Raw genomic sequence first — 17,383 nt, forward strand, 5'->3', positions numbered from 1 at the left:
AGGGGCTGGGGGTGAGGAAAAGCTAGTTGAGAGGGTTGAAAGAGTCGAAAGGCTCCCTCTGCCAGAGGAAACGGGGCGGGATCCCCAGCCCTTCGGTGAGGGGTGCGGGCCTTGGCGGCGCCTGAGGGTCGCAGTCGTAGAGGGTGGTGGTGTAGCGATAGGTGCGCGGCGGCCCACCCATGAGCCGGATGCCGCTGATCTCAAAGAGGTAGGGGCGATTGGGCTGAACGGATCCCACCGAGTAGGTGAGGGTTTCTAGGCCAAAGGCGGGATCCCCAACCCGGATATCTCCAACGGGCACCGGCTCACCTGTGACGGCATCGGTGATGCGGATTTGGGCTTGGCTGAGGTCAGACAGGCCGCCGCGGCTGGGCACCGAGAAAGACCAGCGGTAGGCAGACAAGGGCTGGCCGGAAAAGCCCTCCAGACGGTACAGGTAGCCGTCTCTTTCGGGGAAAGCAATAAACTCGGGATCCGGTACCGACTCGTCAAAGCCGAAGACCCAATTGGCATTGGCCTGGGTCACCCGCCCGGCCCGCGGGTCAAAGACGATGCCGTAGGCTCCTTGGGCATATTGGGGATAGAGGTTCCAGCGGCGATGCCCCACATCTACAAAGTTCTCTCGGCCCGGCTCGGCAAAGTAGATATCCACCTGGCGCGCCAACACCCGCCCTGGGTCGGGGCCGTTCAGCTCCAGAATGGGGCCAATCGCCAAGTTGCCAAAGCGGGATCCTGCCTCTCCAGCAGGGGTAAAGCAGCGCCAAGAGGGGGGCGGCTGGTGGCTGAGGGCGCCATTGGCCACCTGCATCAGGGCCGCCTGCTGAGCGGCCTCCAAGAATTCGGGATTGAGCTTCACCGGCGGCAACTCGTGCAACAGCCGCAGAAAGTTCAACCGATCCATCATCTTCTGGGCTGCTGCTGGGGTGAGGCGACCGGGATTGCAGATGGCAGCCTGAGGCTGCTCGGCGTAGATGGGACCAGCAAAGGTGCGGGTTTGGCGATCCAACTGGCAAAGAAAGCTAGCAATTGGCAGCTCCCCTGCCCGGGGAGGCTCTGGAGCCGTGGGGGATCCCTCCCCATTGCAGGCCGTCAAGAGACCAAGGCAGAGCAGAATGACCAGCCCTACCCCCCACCGCTGCTTTAAGCCAAGCAGCCGCTGCCAGCGCATGCAAAACTATCGGCCAGCGGGAGTGGGGGTGGGAGTGAGGCTAGGGGGGCTAACCGTGCTGCCGCTGCCCCCGTCGCAGGCAGACAACAGCCCTAGGCACAGGAACAGAGCCAGGGTGCTCAAGAGCTTGCCGGTTTCTGGGGTAGGTTGGAGTGTAGCCATAGTAACAAATCTCCAAGACGCCGCTGGGTTTGACCCCGTTTTATCACATAGGGGGGAGTGCCAAGGCTCCTGTCGTAGTGCTGCCACGGATCCCCCCACCTATTTGTCTTGGCTGCCGAATCTGGCTGCTCAAGGGATGATCTGAAACTCCAGGTTGTGGGTCTGGAGCAGGTCGATTGTCTCGTGGTTGGTGATGTTGGTGTCAGCCAGCTCCAGATTGTAGCAGTCGATAAACTCCTCGCCGTCGAAGTAGGGGCCAGCGTGCCAGGTGCCCAGCTCCAGTTTGATGAAGCAGTCGCCAGCCACTCGAAAAGCTTGAATCCCGTCCACCTGCAGCTCGTCGGCAGGCGGCGCGACGGCGATGAACCACTCCTTGCCGTGCAGGGATCCCAGGCACTGGGTGCAACGGGTGTGGCCGGTTATTTGGCTGAACTTGAGGCCAGGACGGAGCAAGCGCATGAGGTAAAAGCGGGGCTGGCCCTGATTCAAAACCAACTGGGCATCTTAGCTGTCGAAAGGCTTGTCGTCGGGAGCAGGGTAGATCGCCTGCCCGTAAGGGGCAAAGTTGGTAGTGTCGCGTATTTTGTGGGTTAAGCATGGAGGGCGGAATGGACCGAGAGGAGCTCAAGAGGTTGACCAAGGAGGAGATCAGCCGGCGCATCCGGGAAGGGGTCAAGGCCGTCATAGTGCTCCGCACCGCTTACGCGAACGAGCAGGTGTTGGAAGAAGAGATGACCGAGCACCTGGCTGCGGGTTACCGTGAGCGCACCCCAAGCCGCCGCGGGGAGCGGAACGGCTACTACACCCGGGACCTCATCACGCCGGCGGGCAGGATCGCCCAGCTCCGGGTACCCCGGGACCGGGAGGGGACTTTCCTGACCGAGGTCTTTGAGCGGTACAAGCGGATGACCGGAGAGGTGGAAGAAGCGGTGCTGGAGATGTACCTCCAAGGGGTCTCCACCCGCAAGGTAGCGGCCATCACGGAGGGCCTGTCCCGGGTGCGCATCGGTAAGGACGCGGTCTCCAGGGTAGCCCAGCGCTTGGAGGAGCTCTCCGCCTGGCGGGGCCGGCCTTTGGAGCTGGCCTACCCCTACCTCTACCTGGACGCGGCCTACTTCAAGGTGAACTGGGGCGGGCGGGTGGTGGACCTGGCCCTTCTGGTGGCGGTGGGGGTGAACGAAGAAGGCTACCGGGAAGTGCTGACGGTGGAGCCGGCGGGCGGGGAGCGGAAGGAGGCCTGGAGGAACCTGCTGAAGGGCCTGGTGGAGCGGGGGCTTCATGGGGTGAGGCTGGTCATTTCCGACGACCACCCTTCCATCCGCCAAGCGGTGATGGCGGAGCTTCCTGGGGCCAGCTGGCAGCGGTGCGTGGTGCACTTTATGCGGAACGTTTTAGCTCATGTGCCGCAGTCGGAGCGGCTCCCTCCAGGAGGTGTTTGTGGCGCGGCGGCGGGGCACGGCGGAATCTCTGGCCCGGGGGTTCGTTGAGCGCTACCGGGACCGGTTTAAGCGGGCGGTGGAGGTGTTTGCCCAGGGTCTGGGGGAGGCCCTGACCTACCTGGACTTTCCCAGCGGCCACCAGAGGCACATCAAGAGCACGAATGTGCTGGAGCGGCTTATCCGTGAGGTGAAGCGGCGGAGTTTCCCCGGCGAGGGGAGCCTGGTGAATCTGGCCACGGTGGTGATGCTGAGGGCCACGGAGGACTGGGCTTTCCGGCGTTATGGACATGGATCCGCTTTGGGCCGCGGAAGAGAAACCCACAAAAATTGCGACTTGACCTGTGGAGGACTTTTACGACAGCCTCTTACACGATTAAAGGGCGCTGCTATAGCGCATTACGTCTACGGCTGGAAGCCCCCTTAAGGCTCTTTCCTGACTCCAAATCTTTAGGGCCCTCTGGGTCACCTCCTTGTTCCCAATCCCCCTAAGAAAAGAGTGCCTGAACGCGGTAAGCCCCACTCCTAGAAGCCCGTTTTCCGTTTCCTCAAAGAAGGGGTGACTTTCCCAGTTCCAGAAACCGCACACAAGGTAGGGGTGACCCTCTAGAACCCCTGGGTGGTTTGGACCCAGCTCCTCAGGAAGGAGCTCCAAAGCGTCCATATAAAAGGGAACCTGGCCGAAAATCGCCGTTCGGGCGCGAATCCACTTAAACTTTCCCACTTCTCCTCTAGCTAATCTCCCTAGGGCATACATTTCCATCCAGCTAAAAGACGCTTCCGTTCCCAAACTCACCTCCATCCTTTGGTCCAAGGCCGAGGCGGGGTAGGGAATGGTGAGGCCGGGGTAGTACTCCAAAAAGCCTTCCACCCGAAAAAGGAGCCTCTGAACCACCGGTCGATACCCCCGGGCAGGGAGAACCTTGGTCGCCGATTGGTTGAGGAGGATTACCTTGGCCCCCGGAGCAACATGAACCCGGATCTCCACCTGGTCCCCTCCCATAAGGCCAGGGCCAAGGGTCAAAAGCTGCAACACCAGGCCTTCCCCATAGGGAAAGGGCCTTAGCACTTTGAGGGCACCGCGGCTGTAAGCCCTACGCAGGTGGGTCCGGCCGCCGATAGCGATGAACTCCAATTCCAATTGGCTAACCAAAAATTGGCTAACCAAAGCTGGTGGGGACGCCTCAGTCTCCCTCAAAGAGGACCTCCCGTCGGATCCACTCCACCACGCTATCCAGCCCTTCCCCCGTCTTGAGGTTGGTAAACACCCAAGGACGTGAACCCCGTTTGAGCCGCGTATCCCGTTCCATGACCCCAAGGTCGGCCCCAACCAAAGGGGCAAGATCGATCTTATTGATCACCAGGAGATGGCTTTTTTCAATGCCCGGGCCCCCCTTGCGGGGAATCTTGTCTCCCGCAGCCACATCGATCACATAGATCCACACGTCCACCAGTTCTGGGCTAAAGGAAGCAGCGAGATTATCCCCCCCTGATTCCAAAAAAAGGATGTCCAGATCGGAGAAGCGGGCCAGCATGGCTTCCACCGCCTCCTGGTTGGCTGCAGGGTCTTCGCGAATGGCCGTATGAGGGCATCCTCCCGTCCTCACCCCTGCGATCCGCTCGGGGGGAAGAGCCCCCGAGCGCACAAGGAATTCGGCGTCCTCATAGGTGTAGACGTCGTTGGTGATCACCGCAAGGTTGTAGCGATCCCGCATGGCTTTGGCCAGCCGATCTATAAGGGCGGTTTTCCCTGAGCCGACAGGCCCGGCCACACCGATTTTTACCGGTTTCACAATCCCCCTCCTTAGCTCTGAAACAGCCTGGTCCATAGGAAGTCCTGTTGATGCGCTCTCAGGTCCCAGGCAGGCGTAGCGGCAAACAACGCCTCACCAGGGTTGCGGAGTACCTCTTGCACCGTTTTGGCCATGGAAGAGTGAAGGGAGCAAAGCATGTGTTGGGCACGCTCAGCTCCCAACGCGAACACCCGGGTTCCGGCCAAAAGCAAAGCTTGTACGGAAGTGTGCAGGAAGGCCAGGGCCAGAGGTTCCCGCTCAAGCCCCAGCATTTTTCCCGCAATACCCCAGGCTACTGCTTGATGCCCTTCCCGTAAGGGTGGCCAAGGCAGGTTGGGATATAGACGGCCTAGAAGCGCCAGAACGCGTCTTCCTACCTGCAGGCTGGCCTCTCTGGCCCCCCGTACCGGCTTCCATGCGGTAAGCAGGGCGTTAAGCCGTTGCAGGGCCTCGAGGTCGGGACTCTTCTCAAAGGCCAGCACCAAGGCGGCTAGGTCCAAACGAAGCTGCCCAAGCCGAAGGTCAGCGAGGATCAGATCGGGTATCCTTCCAGGATCCAATCCAACGGCCGCGTAGGATTCCAAGCCGTAGGAGTGCACAAAGCTTCCTACCGGGAAGGCCGTATCAGCGAGTTGGAAAAGCCTGAGGAGGGTTACTTCCTTCATGGAGCGCTAGTGGCTATGCCCAGGCAGAGGGGTCTTGGCGAAAGAGCGCATTTCCCTAACCACTACCAAACCAAGGTTCCGTAACCGCTCTTCCAAAGCGGCATCGTAGAGGATCGCAATCCCCTCCCCTGAAAGGTCTATGGGGCGGTGAAGATTGCCGATGAGGTGGCCCACTTGAGCCGCTTCCTTGAGACTTCTGGGATAAATGACGAGAACCTCCTCCGGAGCTGCTACTACCCGGTAGGCCACACCCTCTACCACACAGAGAATCTGCCCTGGCCGAAGCACAGTTCCTGTAGGCAGGGCCAGGTTCAGGACAAGGCCGCTTGGCGTTTCCAAGCGCCGGCGCACCTGGGTACGCTCCTCCGAGGTCATGGGTAAGTCTACCACTTGTAACCCCTCAGGGATGCCCTCCTCCATCTTTCTAAGATGGGTCACCACGTAGGTCTTGATCATAAGTCTCCTAGAAAAGGAAGTACCTCTGGGCCAAAGGCAGGATCTTGGCAGGCTCGCTGGTTATTTCCTCCCCATCCACCAAAACCCTATAGGTCTCCGGGTCCACCTCTACCTGGGGCAAGGCATCGTTAAGTCGCATATCCTTCTTAGTGAGCCCCCGGGTTTTCCGTACCGGAAGCAGAGTACGGTTTAGCCCGGCCGGAAGCCCCCCCCTCTCCAGGGCGGCTTGGGAGACAAAGGTAAACGAGACTCGCGTCAGCGCTTTGCCAAAAGCAGCAAACATGGGGCGATAACGGACGGGCTCAGGGGTGGGAATGGAGGCGTTGGGATCTCCCATAGGCGTAGCAACGATAAAGCCAGCTTTGAGAACTAGATCGGGCTTGACGCCGAAGAAAGCCGGATGCCACAGGACCAAGTCCGCGTACTTTCCGGGCTCTATGGACCCCACATACTCAGCGATCCCGTGGGCGATGGCCGGGTTGATGGTGTATTTAGCCAGGTATCGCCGGATGCGGAAGTTGTCGTTCCTCGTGCTGTCTTGCGGTAGTGGACCCCGCTCCTCCTTCATTTTATGGGCTGTCTGCCATGTCCTTAGGATCACCTCCCCCACGCGTCCCATGGCCTGGGAATCGCTGGTCATCATGCTAATGGCTCCGAGATCATGGAGAACATCCTCCGCTGCCATCGTCTCGGGTCGGATGCGGGACTCCGCAAAGGCCACGTCTTCGGGGATATTGGGGCTTAGATGGTGGCACACCATTAGCATGTCCAGGTGCTCGTCAAGGGTGTTCACCGTGTAAGGCATGGTGGGATTGGTGCTAGAGGGGAGCACGTTGGGGTACCCCACTACCCTGAGAATGTCCGGGGCATGGCCTCCCCCGGCCCCCTCCGAGTGAAAGGTGTGGATGGTTCGCCCCTTGAAGGCCGCCAGCGTATCCTCTACAAAACCGCTCTCGTTCAAAGTATCCGTGTGAATGGCCACCTGGACATCGTAGGCCTCGGCCACGGTCAGAGCGGTGTCGATAACGGCGGGGGTAGCCCCCCAATCCTCGTGAATCTTGAGCCCGATAGCACCGGCCAGGATCTGTTCCTCCAGCGCCTGGGGCGAGGAGGCGTTCCCTTTCCCCAGCAAACCGAAGTTAAGGGGTAGCCCCTCGAGGGCCTCCAACATCCGGTGGATATACCAAGGGCCCGGGGTACAGGTGGTGGCCTTGGTTCCTTCGGACGGTCCGGTACCTCCCCCGGTCATGGTGGTTATGCCACTAAAGAGGGCCTCCCAAGCTTGCTGGGGAGAGATGAAGTGGATATGGACATCAATACCTCCGGGGGTGAGGATCCGACCTTGGCCAGAGATGACCTCTGTTCCTGGACCGATTTCCAAGCCCGGCGTAACGCCGTCCATGATGTCCGGATTGCCCGCCTTACCCAAGGCCACAATGCGCCCATCCCGGACACCCACATCTGCCTTGACAACACCCCACCAGTCCAGGACCACCGCATTGGTAATCACCAGATCGGGGGCTCCCTCCGACCGGCTCCTCTGAGACTGGGCCATGCCGTCCCGGACAGTCTTTCCTCCGCCGAAGACCGCCTCCTCTCCTGGGGGCAGGGTCCAATCCTCTTCCACCTCCAGGATCAGATTGGTATCGGCCAGGCGGATCCGATCCCCTACTGTGGGTCCATAAAGGCGAGCACGGGCTTCCCGGGAAAGCCTCATAGGAACCCCCTTTCCCGAGCTGCACGGAGCGCCTCCGCCCGCTTCTCTTCCAAGGAGCCCATGACCAAGGCATTCATACCGTAAACCTTCCTAAGACCCGCTATCTCTACGAGTTCCACCACCTTGGTCTCCCCAGGCTCGAATCGCACAGCCGTTCCAGCGGGGATGTTGAGGCGGAACCCATAGGCCTTTTCTCGATCAAAGCGAAGGGCGCGGTTGACCTCAAAGAAATGGGCGTGGGAGCCCACCTGAACAGGACGGTCCCCAGTATTGGCCACCTCGAGGCGGACCGTGCGGCGGCCGGGGTTGAGTTCCACTTCCCCTGACTCGGTGAAGATTTCTCCGGGAATCACGATTCACCTCGCACCAAGATCTCCCAAAAAAGCCTCCCTGAGGCCAGCAAGGCAAAAAGGGCCGCGGCCGCTGTCCCGTACCATTGCAGGCGACGTGCCCGCGAAGCCGCCCAAAGAAAGGAGAGGCCCACTGCGAGGCTCATGAGAAACATACCCCAAAAAGCGCCCACGCCGTAGACAACCACGTACCCAAGGGCTTGTAGCTTGTAGAGGGTAGGTGAGCTGGCTGGAGGCCAAGAGCACCAAAGCAGCGGATCCGGACAAGCCGTGGAGAACACCCCAGAGGAAGGGGTTGCGCAGAGGGGAGCGGCTCCGGTAGCTCGGACCCATGGTGCGCCGAACTCGGAGACCTAGGAGGGTGCTAAGCCCCAGCCAAGCCAAGGCAAGCGCCACTACCAGCTCGGTGAGGAAGCCAAAGGCAGCAGGAAGCCGGAGGCCCAAGGCCAAGGCCACCCCCGCCACTGCCGCCAGGGTAAAGAGGTGCTCCAAACCCCACAGGGCACCCGCCAGGGCTGCCTTGAGGGGGCGGCCTGAGGTTAAAGCGAGGTTGCTTACCGCAGCCAAATGGTCGGGCTCCAGGGCGTGGCGCAACCCCACTAGAAACCCTACAAGCCAAAAGGTCAGACCGGGGACGCTCACGGGTTCACCTCCTCCCCTTGGGCAGATGGCCCTGCTCAGCTAGGGTGGGCCAAGAGGTCCTCTACCTTCACCCCGTACTTTTTAAACAAGCCCTGCTCCCTAGCCCAGAACCAGACGAACCAGCCGGGCCAGGGGGGAAGGGCCAAACGCAGTGGCTTCCCATTTTGCGCCCGGGACGAAACGCTCCCCCACGCTCCTAGGACCAAAAGTGCAAGCAGAAGGATCCGCATTTTTACCCCCTACCGAATAGGCTTGTGGATCGTTACCAACTTGGTCCCGTCAGGAAAGGTACCTTCTACTTGAATTTCTTCTATCATATCTGCCACTCCGTCCATTACGTCCTCCCGTTTCAATACCTGGGCTCCCAAGTCCATTAGCTCAGCCACGCTTTTACCCTCGCGAATACCCTCCAGTACCTCCGCCGTGATCAAGGCCACTGCCTCGGGGTAGTTCAACTTGAGCCCCCGGGCAAGGCGGCGTCGGGCGACTTCGGCCGCCAGGAAAATCAGGAGCTTATCGATCTCGCGTTCGGTCAACCGCATGGCCTCTCCTACAAGCTGATCAGCCGACCCACCGTCTCCGGACTGGCCTCCGAGGTCCGACCCTCCAGGACCACACGTCCCCGGTCCATTACGTAAAATCTTTGGGCGAAGTTCCAGGCGAACTCTAGTTTCTGCTCCACCAAGCCGGTAAGGGAGTGGAGTACGCCCACCTTGACCTCGCCTTGGGCAAGGCCTTGGGCGAGGCTCAGACCCACCAAGCTAACCACCCCCAGTACCCCTAGCAGTACCCCTAGTAACCTCCAGCCTTTTCCCATGTGTTCCTCCTTCCGAGTCGGACTTCAGGTCCGACCCTAGTGGAAGGCATAAAGTTGCATTAGCCAAGCTGACAGTATGCAACGATACAGTTAGCCAATACTTCGCTGACAGTATGCTATGTGTAAGCGTTTGTGTACGGGTTTAAGCGGGCGGTGGAGGTGTTTGCCCAGGGTCTGGGGGAGGCCCTGACCTACCTGGACTTTCCCAGCGGCCACCAGAGGCACATCAAGAGCACGAATGTGCTGGAGCGGCTTATCCGTGAGGTGAAGCGGCGGAGTTTCCCCGGCGAGGGGAGCCTGGTGAATCTGGCCACGGTGGTGATGCTGAGGGCCACGGAGGACTGGGCTTTCCGGCGTTACCTGGACATGGGCCCGCTTTGGGCCGCGGAAGAGAAACCCACAAAAATCGCGACTTGACCGCAAAGTTTTCCGCTTCAACCAGAGGTGCCTTCAGTTGGCGTAGTTGGGCTACTCACCCTGCTTGTCTCCTCTTTGGCCAGCTTTTACCCCTGAGAAGGGATCTCAGCAGGATCTCAGGTGCCGGCAGTAGAATTGGGTGGAAAACTTAGCCCTTGGCAGAGTCCATGGCCATGCGGCGGGATTTACAAGAGCTGGTCATTTCCCCTTTTCTGGTGGAAAACCTTTCTGGGGTACCCATAGCCTGGCTGTACCGACCTCGGCCTATCCGTCGCTGGAAAGACCGGCTGCGCCAGTTCTCCGCCTTTTGGAATCTACTGGGCCTGCTGTTGGTGCTGGATTTGTTCTGCCGTTTCTTGACCTTTTGGTCAGGGGGATCCCTGCTGACCTTGGTGGGGCGAATTTTGATCCCTGGCCTGCGCAGCAGTTGGGAAAGTTGGCTGGTGGAATGGGGAATCCTGACAGCCATTGCCGCTTTGGGCCAAGCCTATTGGATTTTCCGCAGCCGCCGCATGCCGCTCTTGCTGAACTTGCTAGAAGAAGTAGATCGCTACAATCGGCTCATTCAAGCCATTCACATCAACGATGAATTGGTAGAGGCGGGCAATCCTGAGGCCAAGCTGCCCCAGCGGGATCAGATCATCGAGGCTCTGAAGCTGACTCGCAGCGACCTAATCCGCGCCTTGAAAACTGAACGGATCTTGCGACAGAACAAAGACTTTATTGAGCAGCAAAGGGAGTTCTTCGGCGACGAGCTGGCAGCTCTGACTGCGCTCCAGCTAAGAGAACAGGCCAGCGAACAGTCGCAGCTTTTGGATGCTGCTTTGCAAATTGCCTTGCAGGTGCGCTCTCAACTAAGCCAACTGCAGAACCGGGGAGCAAATTGTTCCCAAGACAAAGATCAAGCTTCAGACAAAGCTCGAGACAAAAAAGATTAAAGCGAAGACACAAGTTACAGCTATTTCGACCAGGATGCTGCACTGATATTGAAGTAACCAAAGCCTTGGACTACGGGAAAGTCGTTGTGAGGCTCTTTGTCGCCTTGATCTCCACTTTGGGAGAGGGTTCAGATCTGCCTGGAAAAGCGCTGGAGACTGTCGCGAAGCCCAGGGATCTTCCTTCTCGGCAACGCCCTAAAAAATGTCCTGACTCAGCAGCTTAGCCAAGCGCTCCAGGCCCTTTTTGACCTGTCGGGAAACGGTAACAGCACTGATCCCCAGCCGCTCTGCTGTTTCTTTTTGGGTGAGGTCGTAGAAGAAGACAAATTCCAAAATCTGGCGGGTGCGCTCCTCCAGCTTGGCCAAGGCATTTTGCAGGCGGATGCGATCTTCTTCGGCCAGTTGAAAACTGCGGTAGCGCTGATCGGGAATGGTATCCCCCAAAGCAACGCTGTCTTCTTCAACCTGTACGGGAGCATCTAGGCTGAGCAAAAGGCTGTTTTGTTGGGCCAGCTGCAGCTCTCGCCATTCCTGCTCTGTTAGGTTGAGGGCTTCCCTCACCTCCGCCTCAGAGGGAGGACGGCCCAACTCTTGTCTCAGGCGCGCGATCACCTTCTTGGCTTGTCGCTGCAGCGTCGCCCAGCGGCGTGGGATCCGTATTGTTGGGCTTTTGTCTCGCAGGTAGTGTTGAATTTCTCCGCGAATGTAGGGCATGGCAAAGGAGCTAAAAGCCAGGCCGCGGCTGATATCGAAGCGCTCGATGGCTTGGATGAGCCCTATGCAACCCACTTGCACCAAGTCGTCGTATCCTTCGTCGCATTGGTTACGCCAGTAGTGGGCCTCTTTGCGCACCAATCCTAGGTTTAGCTCCACCAGTCGATTGCGCAGGGCCGGATCCCGAGTCTGGTGGTAGAGTCGCAACAGTGCAGCAGTTTGAGCTTTAACATCTTCATATTTGGATGCCATAGACGCACCCACAGCTCCGGATCCAGAATCCCCAGCACCAGCTTTGGCAGAAAACAGGGGAGCCGCGGCTGTCGATGGCGCCGGCGGCTCGGAGTCGTCGAGAGAAGGCTGCTGAGGAGCCGTTAGCATAGACAACTACTTTTTTTCTTTTTGAGCTGAAGCCATTCAAGGTTGGATTCAGCACCCAAACAACTCAAAGGCAGAGGATGCCAGGCGACCCCCATTCTCCCTAGGCCAGACTTCTGCTGGAACCAACCGCGAAGAAGCTTGCAGGCAGACAGTATCAGGTTGTAGCCGTGAAAATGCTACCAGATGTTAACAAGAACACAGCTTGCCTCCGAGATCTGCCAGGAGCTGGAGCGTTCTTAGTTTACTGGGTTTTCCGCCGCAAGCAACAGCATCCCTACGGAAAATCAGCAGCTTTCTTCAGCAAAAGAGCCGAATTTCTCTCCGTCATTTGGCGGAATCGCCGGATTGCTGCTGCTGGCTCACTTTGGAACCTCAGAAGAAATCTAGGAAGCAGAGGATGGAGCCGTTCGCGTCAGGGAGGTAGAGTTCGTGTCGGTTCCAAGGCCGGAGAGGGCTGTCAGGAAGGCCGTAAAGCTCGGCTCACCGCGAATGAGGTCGAAATAGGGCTCAGAGGCGAGCAAGGGGCGGTAGCGTTCCGGCTGCAGGCGCAGGGCTTGCTCCAAGGCTTGCAGGGCCTGGGGCACCTGGCCTTCCCAGGCGCAGCAGCAGGCTTTGGCGTAGTGGGCCTCGGCATCGTCGGGATCCATCTGCAGGGCTCGGTCAAAACTCTGGATGGCCAGCCCGTAGAGGTTCAAGTCCATCAGCACCAGGCCGCGCTGCACCCAGATCTGAGAACGCCGGGGATCCTGCTGCAGGGCGCGGTCGTAGCTGTTGAGAGCTTCCATCCAGTTGCCCAGGCGGTGGTGGGCGAGGGCGTGGCCGGCCCAGAGAGAGGCCGACTCCAATCCCAGTTGCAGAGCCCGTTCATAGCTGGCCAGAGCCTCGGCGTAGCGCTCCAGGTGCACCAGGGCCAGCCCGCGACTTTGCCAAACCCGGGGATCGCTGGAATTGATGGCCAGGGCCTTGTCGTAGCTGTTCACCGCCTCCTGCCACCGCTCTAAGGAGGCCAAGGTCAGCCCGTGCAGATGCCAGGCTTCCCCGCTGTCGGGGCGGAAGGTGAGAACCTGCTCGTAGGCGCGTAGCGCTTCTTGGTAGCGGCCCAGTTGCCGCAGCGTGTTGGCCTGGTTAAAGCGGGCCTCGAAAAAATCCGGCCTCAGTTGCAAAGCCCGCTCGTAGCTGGCCAGCGCCTCCTGGTGACGGCCGAGATCGTCCAGCAGAGAGCCGCGGTTGTTCCAGGCTTCGGGAAAATCCGGCTTCAGCTGCAGGGCCCGGTCGTAGCTGGCCAGGGCGGCTTGGGCCTGCCCCATTTGGTCGAGGGTGGTGGCGCGGTTGTACCAGGCAATGGGATCCCGCGGCCGATCTCCCACCGCCTGCTCGAAGGGCTGCAGTTGGGCCGCCTGTTCCGCCGTAAGGGCAGAGAGGTCAACCGCCGTTGCCGGCAAAACAGCCTCTGGGGGAGCAGCTCGCTGCTGTCGCCGCAGCCGCCAAGCCCAGCCTCCCACCAGGAGCAACAGACCCACTCCCAGCAGCAGCGCGCCCAAGTCGGTCGAGGCAGTTGCCAACGCCATGACTCACTTCCCCTCTGCGCGCCTCTACATCATCACCAAAAACGGCAGGGGATCGCTGGGCCCTGCCGGCGAGATCAGCTCGATGCGCTTTTCGCCGGGGTAGGTGCTGGGATCGATCTCAAAAGTCACAGTCAGCGCCTCGGCAGTGGCCTGCACCGGCTCTTGGGAGCGCCCCAAGGGATCCCCGAAGCTAACCCGGATCCCCTTGCCCGCCGGGCTGATCCGGATCTCCGTCACCTGATCCAGATGGGATCCCTCCAGCGTACAGACAATAACATCGCCCACAAAGGCCTCTAAAGGCCAGCCGCGTCGTACTTGGGGTCTAGGCATGCTTACTCCCTCTCCCGCTAGGGGCTGCTCTAGATCCTCCCCTCGGCTCCTAAGCACCCCAAAGATCGGCAGCAGCTCCAAAACCCTGGGGAGGAACTACCTGATGTTTAGCCCAAAGTTGTTGGCATGACAAATGGGTACCGACCCTGCGAGGGTAGCGCTGGTCCAGCCCTTTTGCGGGAGAGGAGGCTCGGAGGTTGGCAGCGGTGCCGTCCCTCGCAACAGCAAGTCTTGACCAGGGCCAACGCTCACCAGCCGCGGCACCTCCTCCAGGCTATCGGCCACGGCAAACAGCACCCGCCCTCGCGCCTGGGGATCCCAGTCCAGCAGCTCGGCATACCCCAGGGCCGGCGGTGGCTCCCAAACCTGTACCGGTGGGATCCTGTTCGAGTCGGCGGGCAAGGGCCAGATCACCGCCCGATCCCAGCTCAAGTCGGTCTGGAACCAGCCTGCGTACTCCCGCGCCAGCAGGGTGTTGTCCTGCCAGGCCAGAGGCAGGATCATGGCAAAATCCAATGGCTCAACGGGGTCGTACACAGACGCCGCAGCTTGATAGATCACTTGCAAGGCTTGGGTACGAGTGTTCTTGGCAAACAACACACTGGTCAACCGACTGGTCTGAGGCGTGGCAACCAAATCCAGACGAGTGTACACCTGCCACTGGGGATCCGGGGCCGGCAGGGGCCGGCTGCGCAACAGGCCCACCAGCGTACACTGCCGTTGCCGCGCCTGCTCCTGCAAGTCGTATACCCACTCCCACGGGATGGGCAAGGCAGGAGAAGAGATTGCTTCGGGGGCAGCCGACATTATGTCTTTTATGTCCTTCGGCCAGGCGGCGCTCCCCTCCGCCCAGACGATCCAAACCGCCACAAGGGCTCCCCCCAGTTGCCCCAGCCAGTTTTGCCTGAGCCGGCTCCCCATCTGCTCCACCTTCCGTCTTCACTGCGGTTCAAGCCCTGTCTAGGCTAGGTTAGTGCTCCTCCGCCAGCCGTACCTGTACCGACTGGCCATGGGCGGGCAGCCCCTCGGCTTGCGCCAGAGCTTGGATCGCGCCGGCCACCTCCTGCAGGGCTGCCGAGCCGTACTGGATTAGGCTGGAGTGCTTCAGGAAGGTCTCCACTCCCAGCGCTGAGGCGTAGCGGGCCGCCCCCGCTGTGGGCAAGGTGTGGTTGGGGCCGGCCAGGTAGTCTCCCACCGCTTCTGGGGTGTAGTGTCCCAGGAAGATCGCCCCCGCGTGGCGAATGGGATCCAGCAGAGCCCAGGGATCCGCCACCTGCAGCTCCAGGTGTTCCGGCGCAAACTGGTTGGACAAGTTGACCGCTGTGGCCAGATCCGGCACCACCGCGATCAGGCCGTAGTTGGCCACCGCCTTCTCCACCAGCAGACGGTTGGGGTGGGCTTCCATCTGGGTGGTTACAGCCTGCTGCACCTGTTGGGCCAGCTTGGGATCGGGGGTCAGGAGGATCGCGGCTGCTAAGGGATCGTGCTCCGCTTGGGCCAGCAGATCGGCAGCCACGTAGAGGGGATTGGCGCTCTCGTCGGCGATGATCAACACCTCGGAAGGCCCCGCCAGCGAGTCGATCCCCACCGTGCCGTAGACCAGCTTCTTGGCCAGCGTCACATAGATGTTGCCGGGGCCGGTGATCACGTCCACCTTGGGGATGGTCTCGGTGCCATAGGCCAAGGCCCCAATAGCCTGGGCCCCGCCGACGCGATAGATGGTGTGGATGCCCACTTCTTGGGCGGCCACCAAAATAGCCGGGCTGATCCCCTTGCCCCCCAGCCCGTCGGATCCCGGCGGGGTCACCATGACAATCTCGGGCACCCCCGCCACCTTGGCCGGAATGGCGTTCATCAACACCGTGCTGGGATAGGCGGCCCGCCCTCCTGGAATGTAGAGGCCAGCGCGATCCACCGGGCGGTACTGCTTGCCCAAGACGATCTCGGGGCCGGGAAAGCTCACCCAACTGCTGGGCACCCGCTGCCGGTGAAAGGCTTCGATGCGCTGTTTGGCCAAGCGCAGGGCCGATAGCAGTTGCGGAGATACCGCCTGGTAGGCTGCCTCCAGCTCAGCCCCCGACACCTTTAGCTCGGCTACGCTCAGCTCCACCTGGTCGAACTCCGCCGTGTAGGCCAGGAGAGCGCGATCCCCCTGGCGGCGTACCGCTTGTAGGATCTCCCGCACGGTTGCCTCGCGGTGCAAGTTCTGGTCAGCCTGAGTGCGCTCCGAGATCCGTCTAAGCTCGGCTTCAGCCTCAGCTAGCTGGGTGACGATTCTCAGCATGGCAACTCCTTCGCTTAGCGTGCCGTAAGCAGATGGTAGCGAGGGATCCGGTGGCATCGCGGTAGCAAAGCAGATCCTCGCTGCACCGGTTCGCAGTGACCAGAGGAGCTACCCTCGGTCAGGGATCCCGTCTGCACCTAGCGTGATCCGGGTTGATCATGGTCATAGCTTAGCCTGGATTTTCCTCGACCAAGAGCCGGGTAGAGTTCGCCGATAGCCCTACTTAGGAAAAAGCCTGCCCCTTTTTCATAGGCCCAGTTCTGTCGATTTGATCAAGTTGCGAAAATCGTGGATTACCTCTTCACAGCGACGGAAAAAAGCCAGCACCCAATCCCGTAGCACCCTTTGCTGAGATTCGTCCAGTTCCTTGAGGGATCCCCGGTAGTGGATCTGGCCGCTGCGCTCGATCTCGAACTGGTTCAGCCATTCTGCTTTGGATCCCTGGCGTTCCACCACTTCCTGCCGTGCTGCCTTCCAATAGTTGACGATCACCGCCTTGCCCAAATAGCCGGTTGTAATCTGGCAGAGACGGTTCAGAGATTGCACGAAGACATCCATCTCCATGCGCGGGCCCGCCGCAGGAGCGGAACTGGGCTGGGTAGCGTTCCGGCCTGCCTCCGCCTGGCTGGTCAATAGACGAAAGGTGGCCAAGCCCTTTGGCGTATCCTGCTGCAGCTCGGCTCGCAGGCGGTTCACGGCCAAGGTGTAGACCGGCATCACCAGGTCGTCATTGACCGCCACCAGCAGCACCCACTCCGGCCCCAAAGGGTAAACGAAAACCCGCTGCTCGGCAAACTGAAAGTCAAAATAGTCCAGTCCCGGGGGCATGGTCTGCAAAACTTGAAACAGCCCTTCGGCGAGAGCCTGCTGCTGCCGGCTGTCCAAGTTCTGAAAAGAACGGTAGAAAAAAGGGCGGCCTGTCCGACTTAGGAGCGCCACCCCCATCACCCCGCGGATGGACAAAAAACTCTCGAGCGTTTCCTTCTCCATGCCCCTCAGGAGCCAACTCGGCCAACACAGCAGAGTAGGTCGGTAGCCCCGTACTTTAGTGCGGGGCGGAAAAGCCTTCGAGCGACTTGAGTCGCTCGCCAATGTTATTATGTTGTAATCTTAAGTTAGCACCTAACCCGGTGAAAAACCCGGACAGTACTGAAAGCAAGTAAGTAAGCGGAACCTTGAGGCTTTGTCTCTAGGAACCGTCTAGGGGCGTCTTGACAGCGCCTTTACGAGTCCAACTGTGGACTGCGTAAGAATCCACCGACTTTAGTCGAGGGAGTGTCAAAACTCCTATCCTGGCTCAGATTAGCCGACACCGGCTGGCTGCAGCCTATTCCTACAGTCTTTGCCAATCTTTGCCCAGTACAGCGCTTTCCAGCACACTGACCGCAGCCGCTGCAATTACCCTTCGCGTAACAGGGATCCCCCTCGTCTGCAAAAAGCTGATGAAACTCGAAAAAGCTGCGGCAAGGAAACCGCGGCCGTTATTTTACGGTCATTATCAAATAGCAATGAGATGGTTCATTCCCTTGTTGTTGCGACGCAACG

Annotated in this window: 21 protein-coding genes; 4 read left to right on the forward strand and 17 right to left on the reverse strand. The window is 60.0% G+C overall.

Annotation, left to right across the window (positions count from 1 at the left end):
- Positions 1-22: 22 nt before the first annotated feature.
- The 3 genes from NW855_RS09050 to NW855_RS09060 all read right to left on the reverse strand — a co-directional run bounded on the left by NW855_RS09050 (position 23) and on the right by NW855_RS09060 (position 1,789).
- A complete protein-coding gene (locus tag NW855_RS09050; protein WP_414508675.1) occupies positions 23-1,168 on the reverse strand; it encodes a CAP domain-containing protein in 1,146 nt (381 codons plus the stop codon).
- Positions 1,169-1,174: 6 nt separating this feature from the next.
- Positions 1,175-1,330 carry a hypothetical protein gene (locus tag NW855_RS09055; protein WP_414409808.1) on the reverse strand — a complete coding sequence of 52 codons (156 nt, stop codon included), beginning with the start codon at positions 1,328-1,330 and terminating at the stop codon, positions 1,175-1,177.
- A 129-nt stretch (positions 1,331-1,459) separates the two neighbouring features.
- Positions 1,460-1,789, reverse strand: coding sequence for an ureidoglycolate lyase (locus tag NW855_RS09060; protein WP_414508676.1), 330 nt, complete (start codon positions 1,787-1,789; stop codon positions 1,460-1,462).
- 173 nt (positions 1,790-1,962) lie between these two features.
- Between NW855_RS09060 and NW855_RS09065 the strand changes: the two genes are divergently transcribed.
- Positions 1,963-2,817 carry an IS256 family transposase gene (locus NW855_RS09065; protein WP_414402934.1) on the forward strand — a complete coding sequence of 285 codons (855 nt, stop codon included), beginning with the start codon at positions 1,963-1,965 and terminating at the stop codon, positions 2,815-2,817.
- A complete protein-coding gene (locus NW855_RS09070) occupies positions 2,768-3,193 on the forward strand; it encodes a transposase (RefSeq protein WP_414508677.1) in 426 nt (141 codons plus the stop codon). The genes NW855_RS09065 and NW855_RS09070 overlap by 50 nt, the downstream gene beginning before the upstream one ends.
- Here the strand turns inward: NW855_RS09070 and NW855_RS09075 are convergent.
- The 8 genes from NW855_RS09075 to NW855_RS09110 form a co-directional block, all read right to left on the reverse strand.
- Positions 3,143-3,835 carry an urease accessory protein UreD gene (locus tag NW855_RS09075; protein ID WP_414508688.1) on the reverse strand — a complete coding sequence of 231 codons (693 nt, stop codon included), beginning with the start codon at positions 3,833-3,835 and terminating at the stop codon, positions 3,143-3,145. The two genes, NW855_RS09070 and NW855_RS09075, sit on opposite strands and share 51 nt — an antisense overlap.
- Before the next feature lie 115 nt (positions 3,836-3,950).
- The gene (gene ureG / locus NW855_RS09080; protein WP_414402937.1) at positions 3,951-4,595 is read right to left on the reverse strand and encodes an urease accessory protein UreG; all 645 of its coding nucleotides are present in this window, start codon (positions 4,593-4,595) and stop codon (positions 3,951-3,953) included.
- Positions 4,571-5,224 carry an urease accessory protein UreF gene (locus tag NW855_RS09085; RefSeq protein ID WP_414402938.1) on the reverse strand — a complete coding sequence of 218 codons (654 nt, stop codon included), beginning with the start codon at positions 5,222-5,224 and terminating at the stop codon, positions 4,571-4,573. Before NW855_RS09085 ends, ureG begins: the two co-directional genes overlap by 25 nt.
- A 6-nt stretch (positions 5,225-5,230) precedes the next feature.
- On the reverse strand, positions 5,231-5,680 hold the full coding sequence (ureE, locus tag NW855_RS09090; protein ID WP_414402939.1) for an urease accessory protein UreE: 450 nt from the start codon (positions 5,678-5,680) through the stop codon (positions 5,231-5,233).
- A gap of 7 nt (positions 5,681-5,687) precedes the next feature.
- Positions 5,688-7,397, reverse strand: a complete 1,710-nt coding sequence (locus tag NW855_RS09095; protein ID WP_414402940.1) for an urease subunit alpha — start codon at positions 7,395-7,397, stop codon at positions 5,688-5,690.
- Positions 7,394-7,750 (reverse strand): urease subunit beta, encoded by a 357-nt coding sequence (locus NW855_RS09100; protein ID WP_414347588.1) that lies wholly within the window; start codon positions 7,748-7,750, stop codon positions 7,394-7,396. Before NW855_RS09100 ends, NW855_RS09095 begins: the two co-directional genes overlap by 4 nt.
- Positions 7,751-7,753: 3 nt before the next feature.
- The gene (locus tag NW855_RS09105; protein ID WP_414402941.1) at positions 7,754-8,389 is read right to left on the reverse strand and encodes a hypothetical protein; all 636 of its coding nucleotides are present in this window, start codon (positions 8,387-8,389) and stop codon (positions 7,754-7,756) included.
- Between the two features lie 239 nt (positions 8,390-8,628).
- The gene (locus NW855_RS09110; protein WP_414402942.1) at positions 8,629-8,931 is read right to left on the reverse strand and encodes an urease subunit gamma; all 303 of its coding nucleotides are present in this window, start codon (positions 8,929-8,931) and stop codon (positions 8,629-8,631) included.
- A 407-nt stretch (positions 8,932-9,338) separates the two neighbouring features.
- Between NW855_RS09110 and NW855_RS09115 the strand changes: the two genes are divergently transcribed.
- Both NW855_RS09115 and NW855_RS09120 read left to right on the forward strand, forming a co-directional pair.
- On the forward strand, positions 9,339-9,623 hold the full coding sequence (locus NW855_RS09115; protein ID WP_414402944.1) for a transposase: 285 nt from the start codon (positions 9,339-9,341) through the stop codon (positions 9,621-9,623).
- 155 nt (positions 9,624-9,778) lie between these two features.
- Entirely contained in the window at positions 9,779-10,561 is a 783-nt protein-coding gene (locus NW855_RS09120) for a hypothetical protein (RefSeq protein WP_414508678.1), read from the forward strand.
- A gap of 195 nt (positions 10,562-10,756) precedes the next feature.
- Here the strand turns inward: NW855_RS09120 and NW855_RS09125 are convergent, their stop codons facing one another.
- From NW855_RS09125 to NW855_RS09150, 6 genes are all read right to left on the reverse strand, one after another.
- The gene (locus NW855_RS09125) at positions 10,757-11,527 is read right to left on the reverse strand and encodes an RNA polymerase sigma factor SigF (RefSeq protein ID WP_414402964.1); all 771 of its coding nucleotides are present in this window, start codon (positions 11,525-11,527) and stop codon (positions 10,757-10,759) included.
- Positions 11,528-12,039: 512 nt separating this feature from the next.
- A complete protein-coding gene (locus NW855_RS09130; protein ID WP_414508679.1) occupies positions 12,040-13,224 on the reverse strand; it encodes a tetratricopeptide repeat protein in 1,185 nt (394 codons plus the stop codon).
- A 24-nt stretch (positions 13,225-13,248) separates the two neighbouring features.
- Positions 13,249-13,554 (reverse strand): hypothetical protein, encoded by a 306-nt coding sequence (locus NW855_RS09135; RefSeq protein ID WP_011429496.1) that lies wholly within the window; start codon positions 13,552-13,554, stop codon positions 13,249-13,251.
- A gap of 96 nt (positions 13,555-13,650) precedes the next feature.
- Complete coding sequence (locus NW855_RS09140) at positions 13,651-14,475, reverse strand: hypothetical protein (protein WP_041438096.1); 825 nt, start codon at positions 14,473-14,475, stop codon at positions 13,651-13,653.
- Positions 14,476-14,524: 49 nt separating this feature from the next.
- A complete protein-coding gene (gene hisD, locus NW855_RS09145; RefSeq protein ID WP_011429494.1) occupies positions 14,525-15,838 on the reverse strand; it encodes a histidinol dehydrogenase in 1,314 nt (437 codons plus the stop codon).
- Between the two features lie 246 nt (positions 15,839-16,084).
- Entirely contained in the window at positions 16,085-16,801 is a 717-nt protein-coding gene (locus NW855_RS09150) for a hypothetical protein (protein ID WP_414508680.1), read from the reverse strand.
- Between the last annotated feature and the right edge of the window lie 582 nt (positions 16,802-17,383).

The organism is Synechococcus sp. RC10B2 (assembly GCF_047502635.1).

Excerpts from the sequence above, each read along its gene's own strand:
- NW855_RS09110 (WP_414402942.1), bottom strand. The coding sequence starts at position 8,931 with ATGCGGTTGACCGAACGCGAGATCGATAAGCTCCTGATTTTCCTGGCG.
- NW855_RS09135 (WP_011429496.1), bottom strand. The coding sequence starts at position 13,554 with ATGCCTAGACCCCAAGTACGACGCGGCTGGCCTTTAGAGGCCTTTGTG.
- NW855_RS09050 (WP_414508675.1), bottom strand. The coding sequence starts at position 1,168 with ATGCGCTGGCAGCGGCTGCTTGGCTTAAAGCAGCGGTGGGGGGTAGGG.
- NW855_RS09060 (WP_414508676.1), bottom strand. The coding sequence starts at position 1,789 with ATGCGCTTGCTCCGTCCTGGCCTCAAGTTCAGCCAAATAACCGGCCAC.
- ureE (WP_414402939.1), bottom strand. The coding sequence starts at position 5,680 with ATGATCAAGACCTACGTGGTGACCCATCTTAGAAAGATGGAGGAGGGC.
- NW855_RS09140 (WP_041438096.1), bottom strand. The coding sequence starts at position 14,475 with ATGGGGAGCCGGCTCAGGCAAAACTGGCTGGGGCAACTGGGGGGAGCC.
- NW855_RS09055 (WP_414409808.1), bottom strand. The coding sequence starts at position 1,330 with ATGGCTACACTCCAACCTACCCCAGAAACCGGCAAGCTCTTGAGCACC.
- NW855_RS09095 (WP_414402940.1), bottom strand. The coding sequence starts at position 7,397 with ATGAGGCTTTCCCGGGAAGCCCGTGCTCGCCTTTATGGACCCACAGTA.
- NW855_RS09130 (WP_414508679.1), bottom strand. The coding sequence starts at position 13,224 with ATGGCGTTGGCAACTGCCTCGACCGACTTGGGCGCGCTGCTGCTGGGA.
- ureG (WP_414402937.1), bottom strand. The coding sequence starts at position 4,595 with ATGGACCAGGCTGTTTCAGAGCTAAGGAGGGGGATTGTGAAACCGGTA.
- hisD (WP_011429494.1), bottom strand. The coding sequence starts at position 15,838 with ATGCTGAGAATCGTCACCCAGCTAGCTGAGGCTGAAGCCGAGCTTAGA.
- NW855_RS09125 (WP_414402964.1), bottom strand. The coding sequence starts at position 11,527 with ATGGCATCCAAATATGAAGATGTTAAAGCTCAAACTGCTGCACTGTTG.
- NW855_RS09085 (WP_414402938.1), bottom strand. The coding sequence starts at position 5,224 with ATGAAGGAAGTAACCCTCCTCAGGCTTTTCCAACTCGCTGATACGGCC.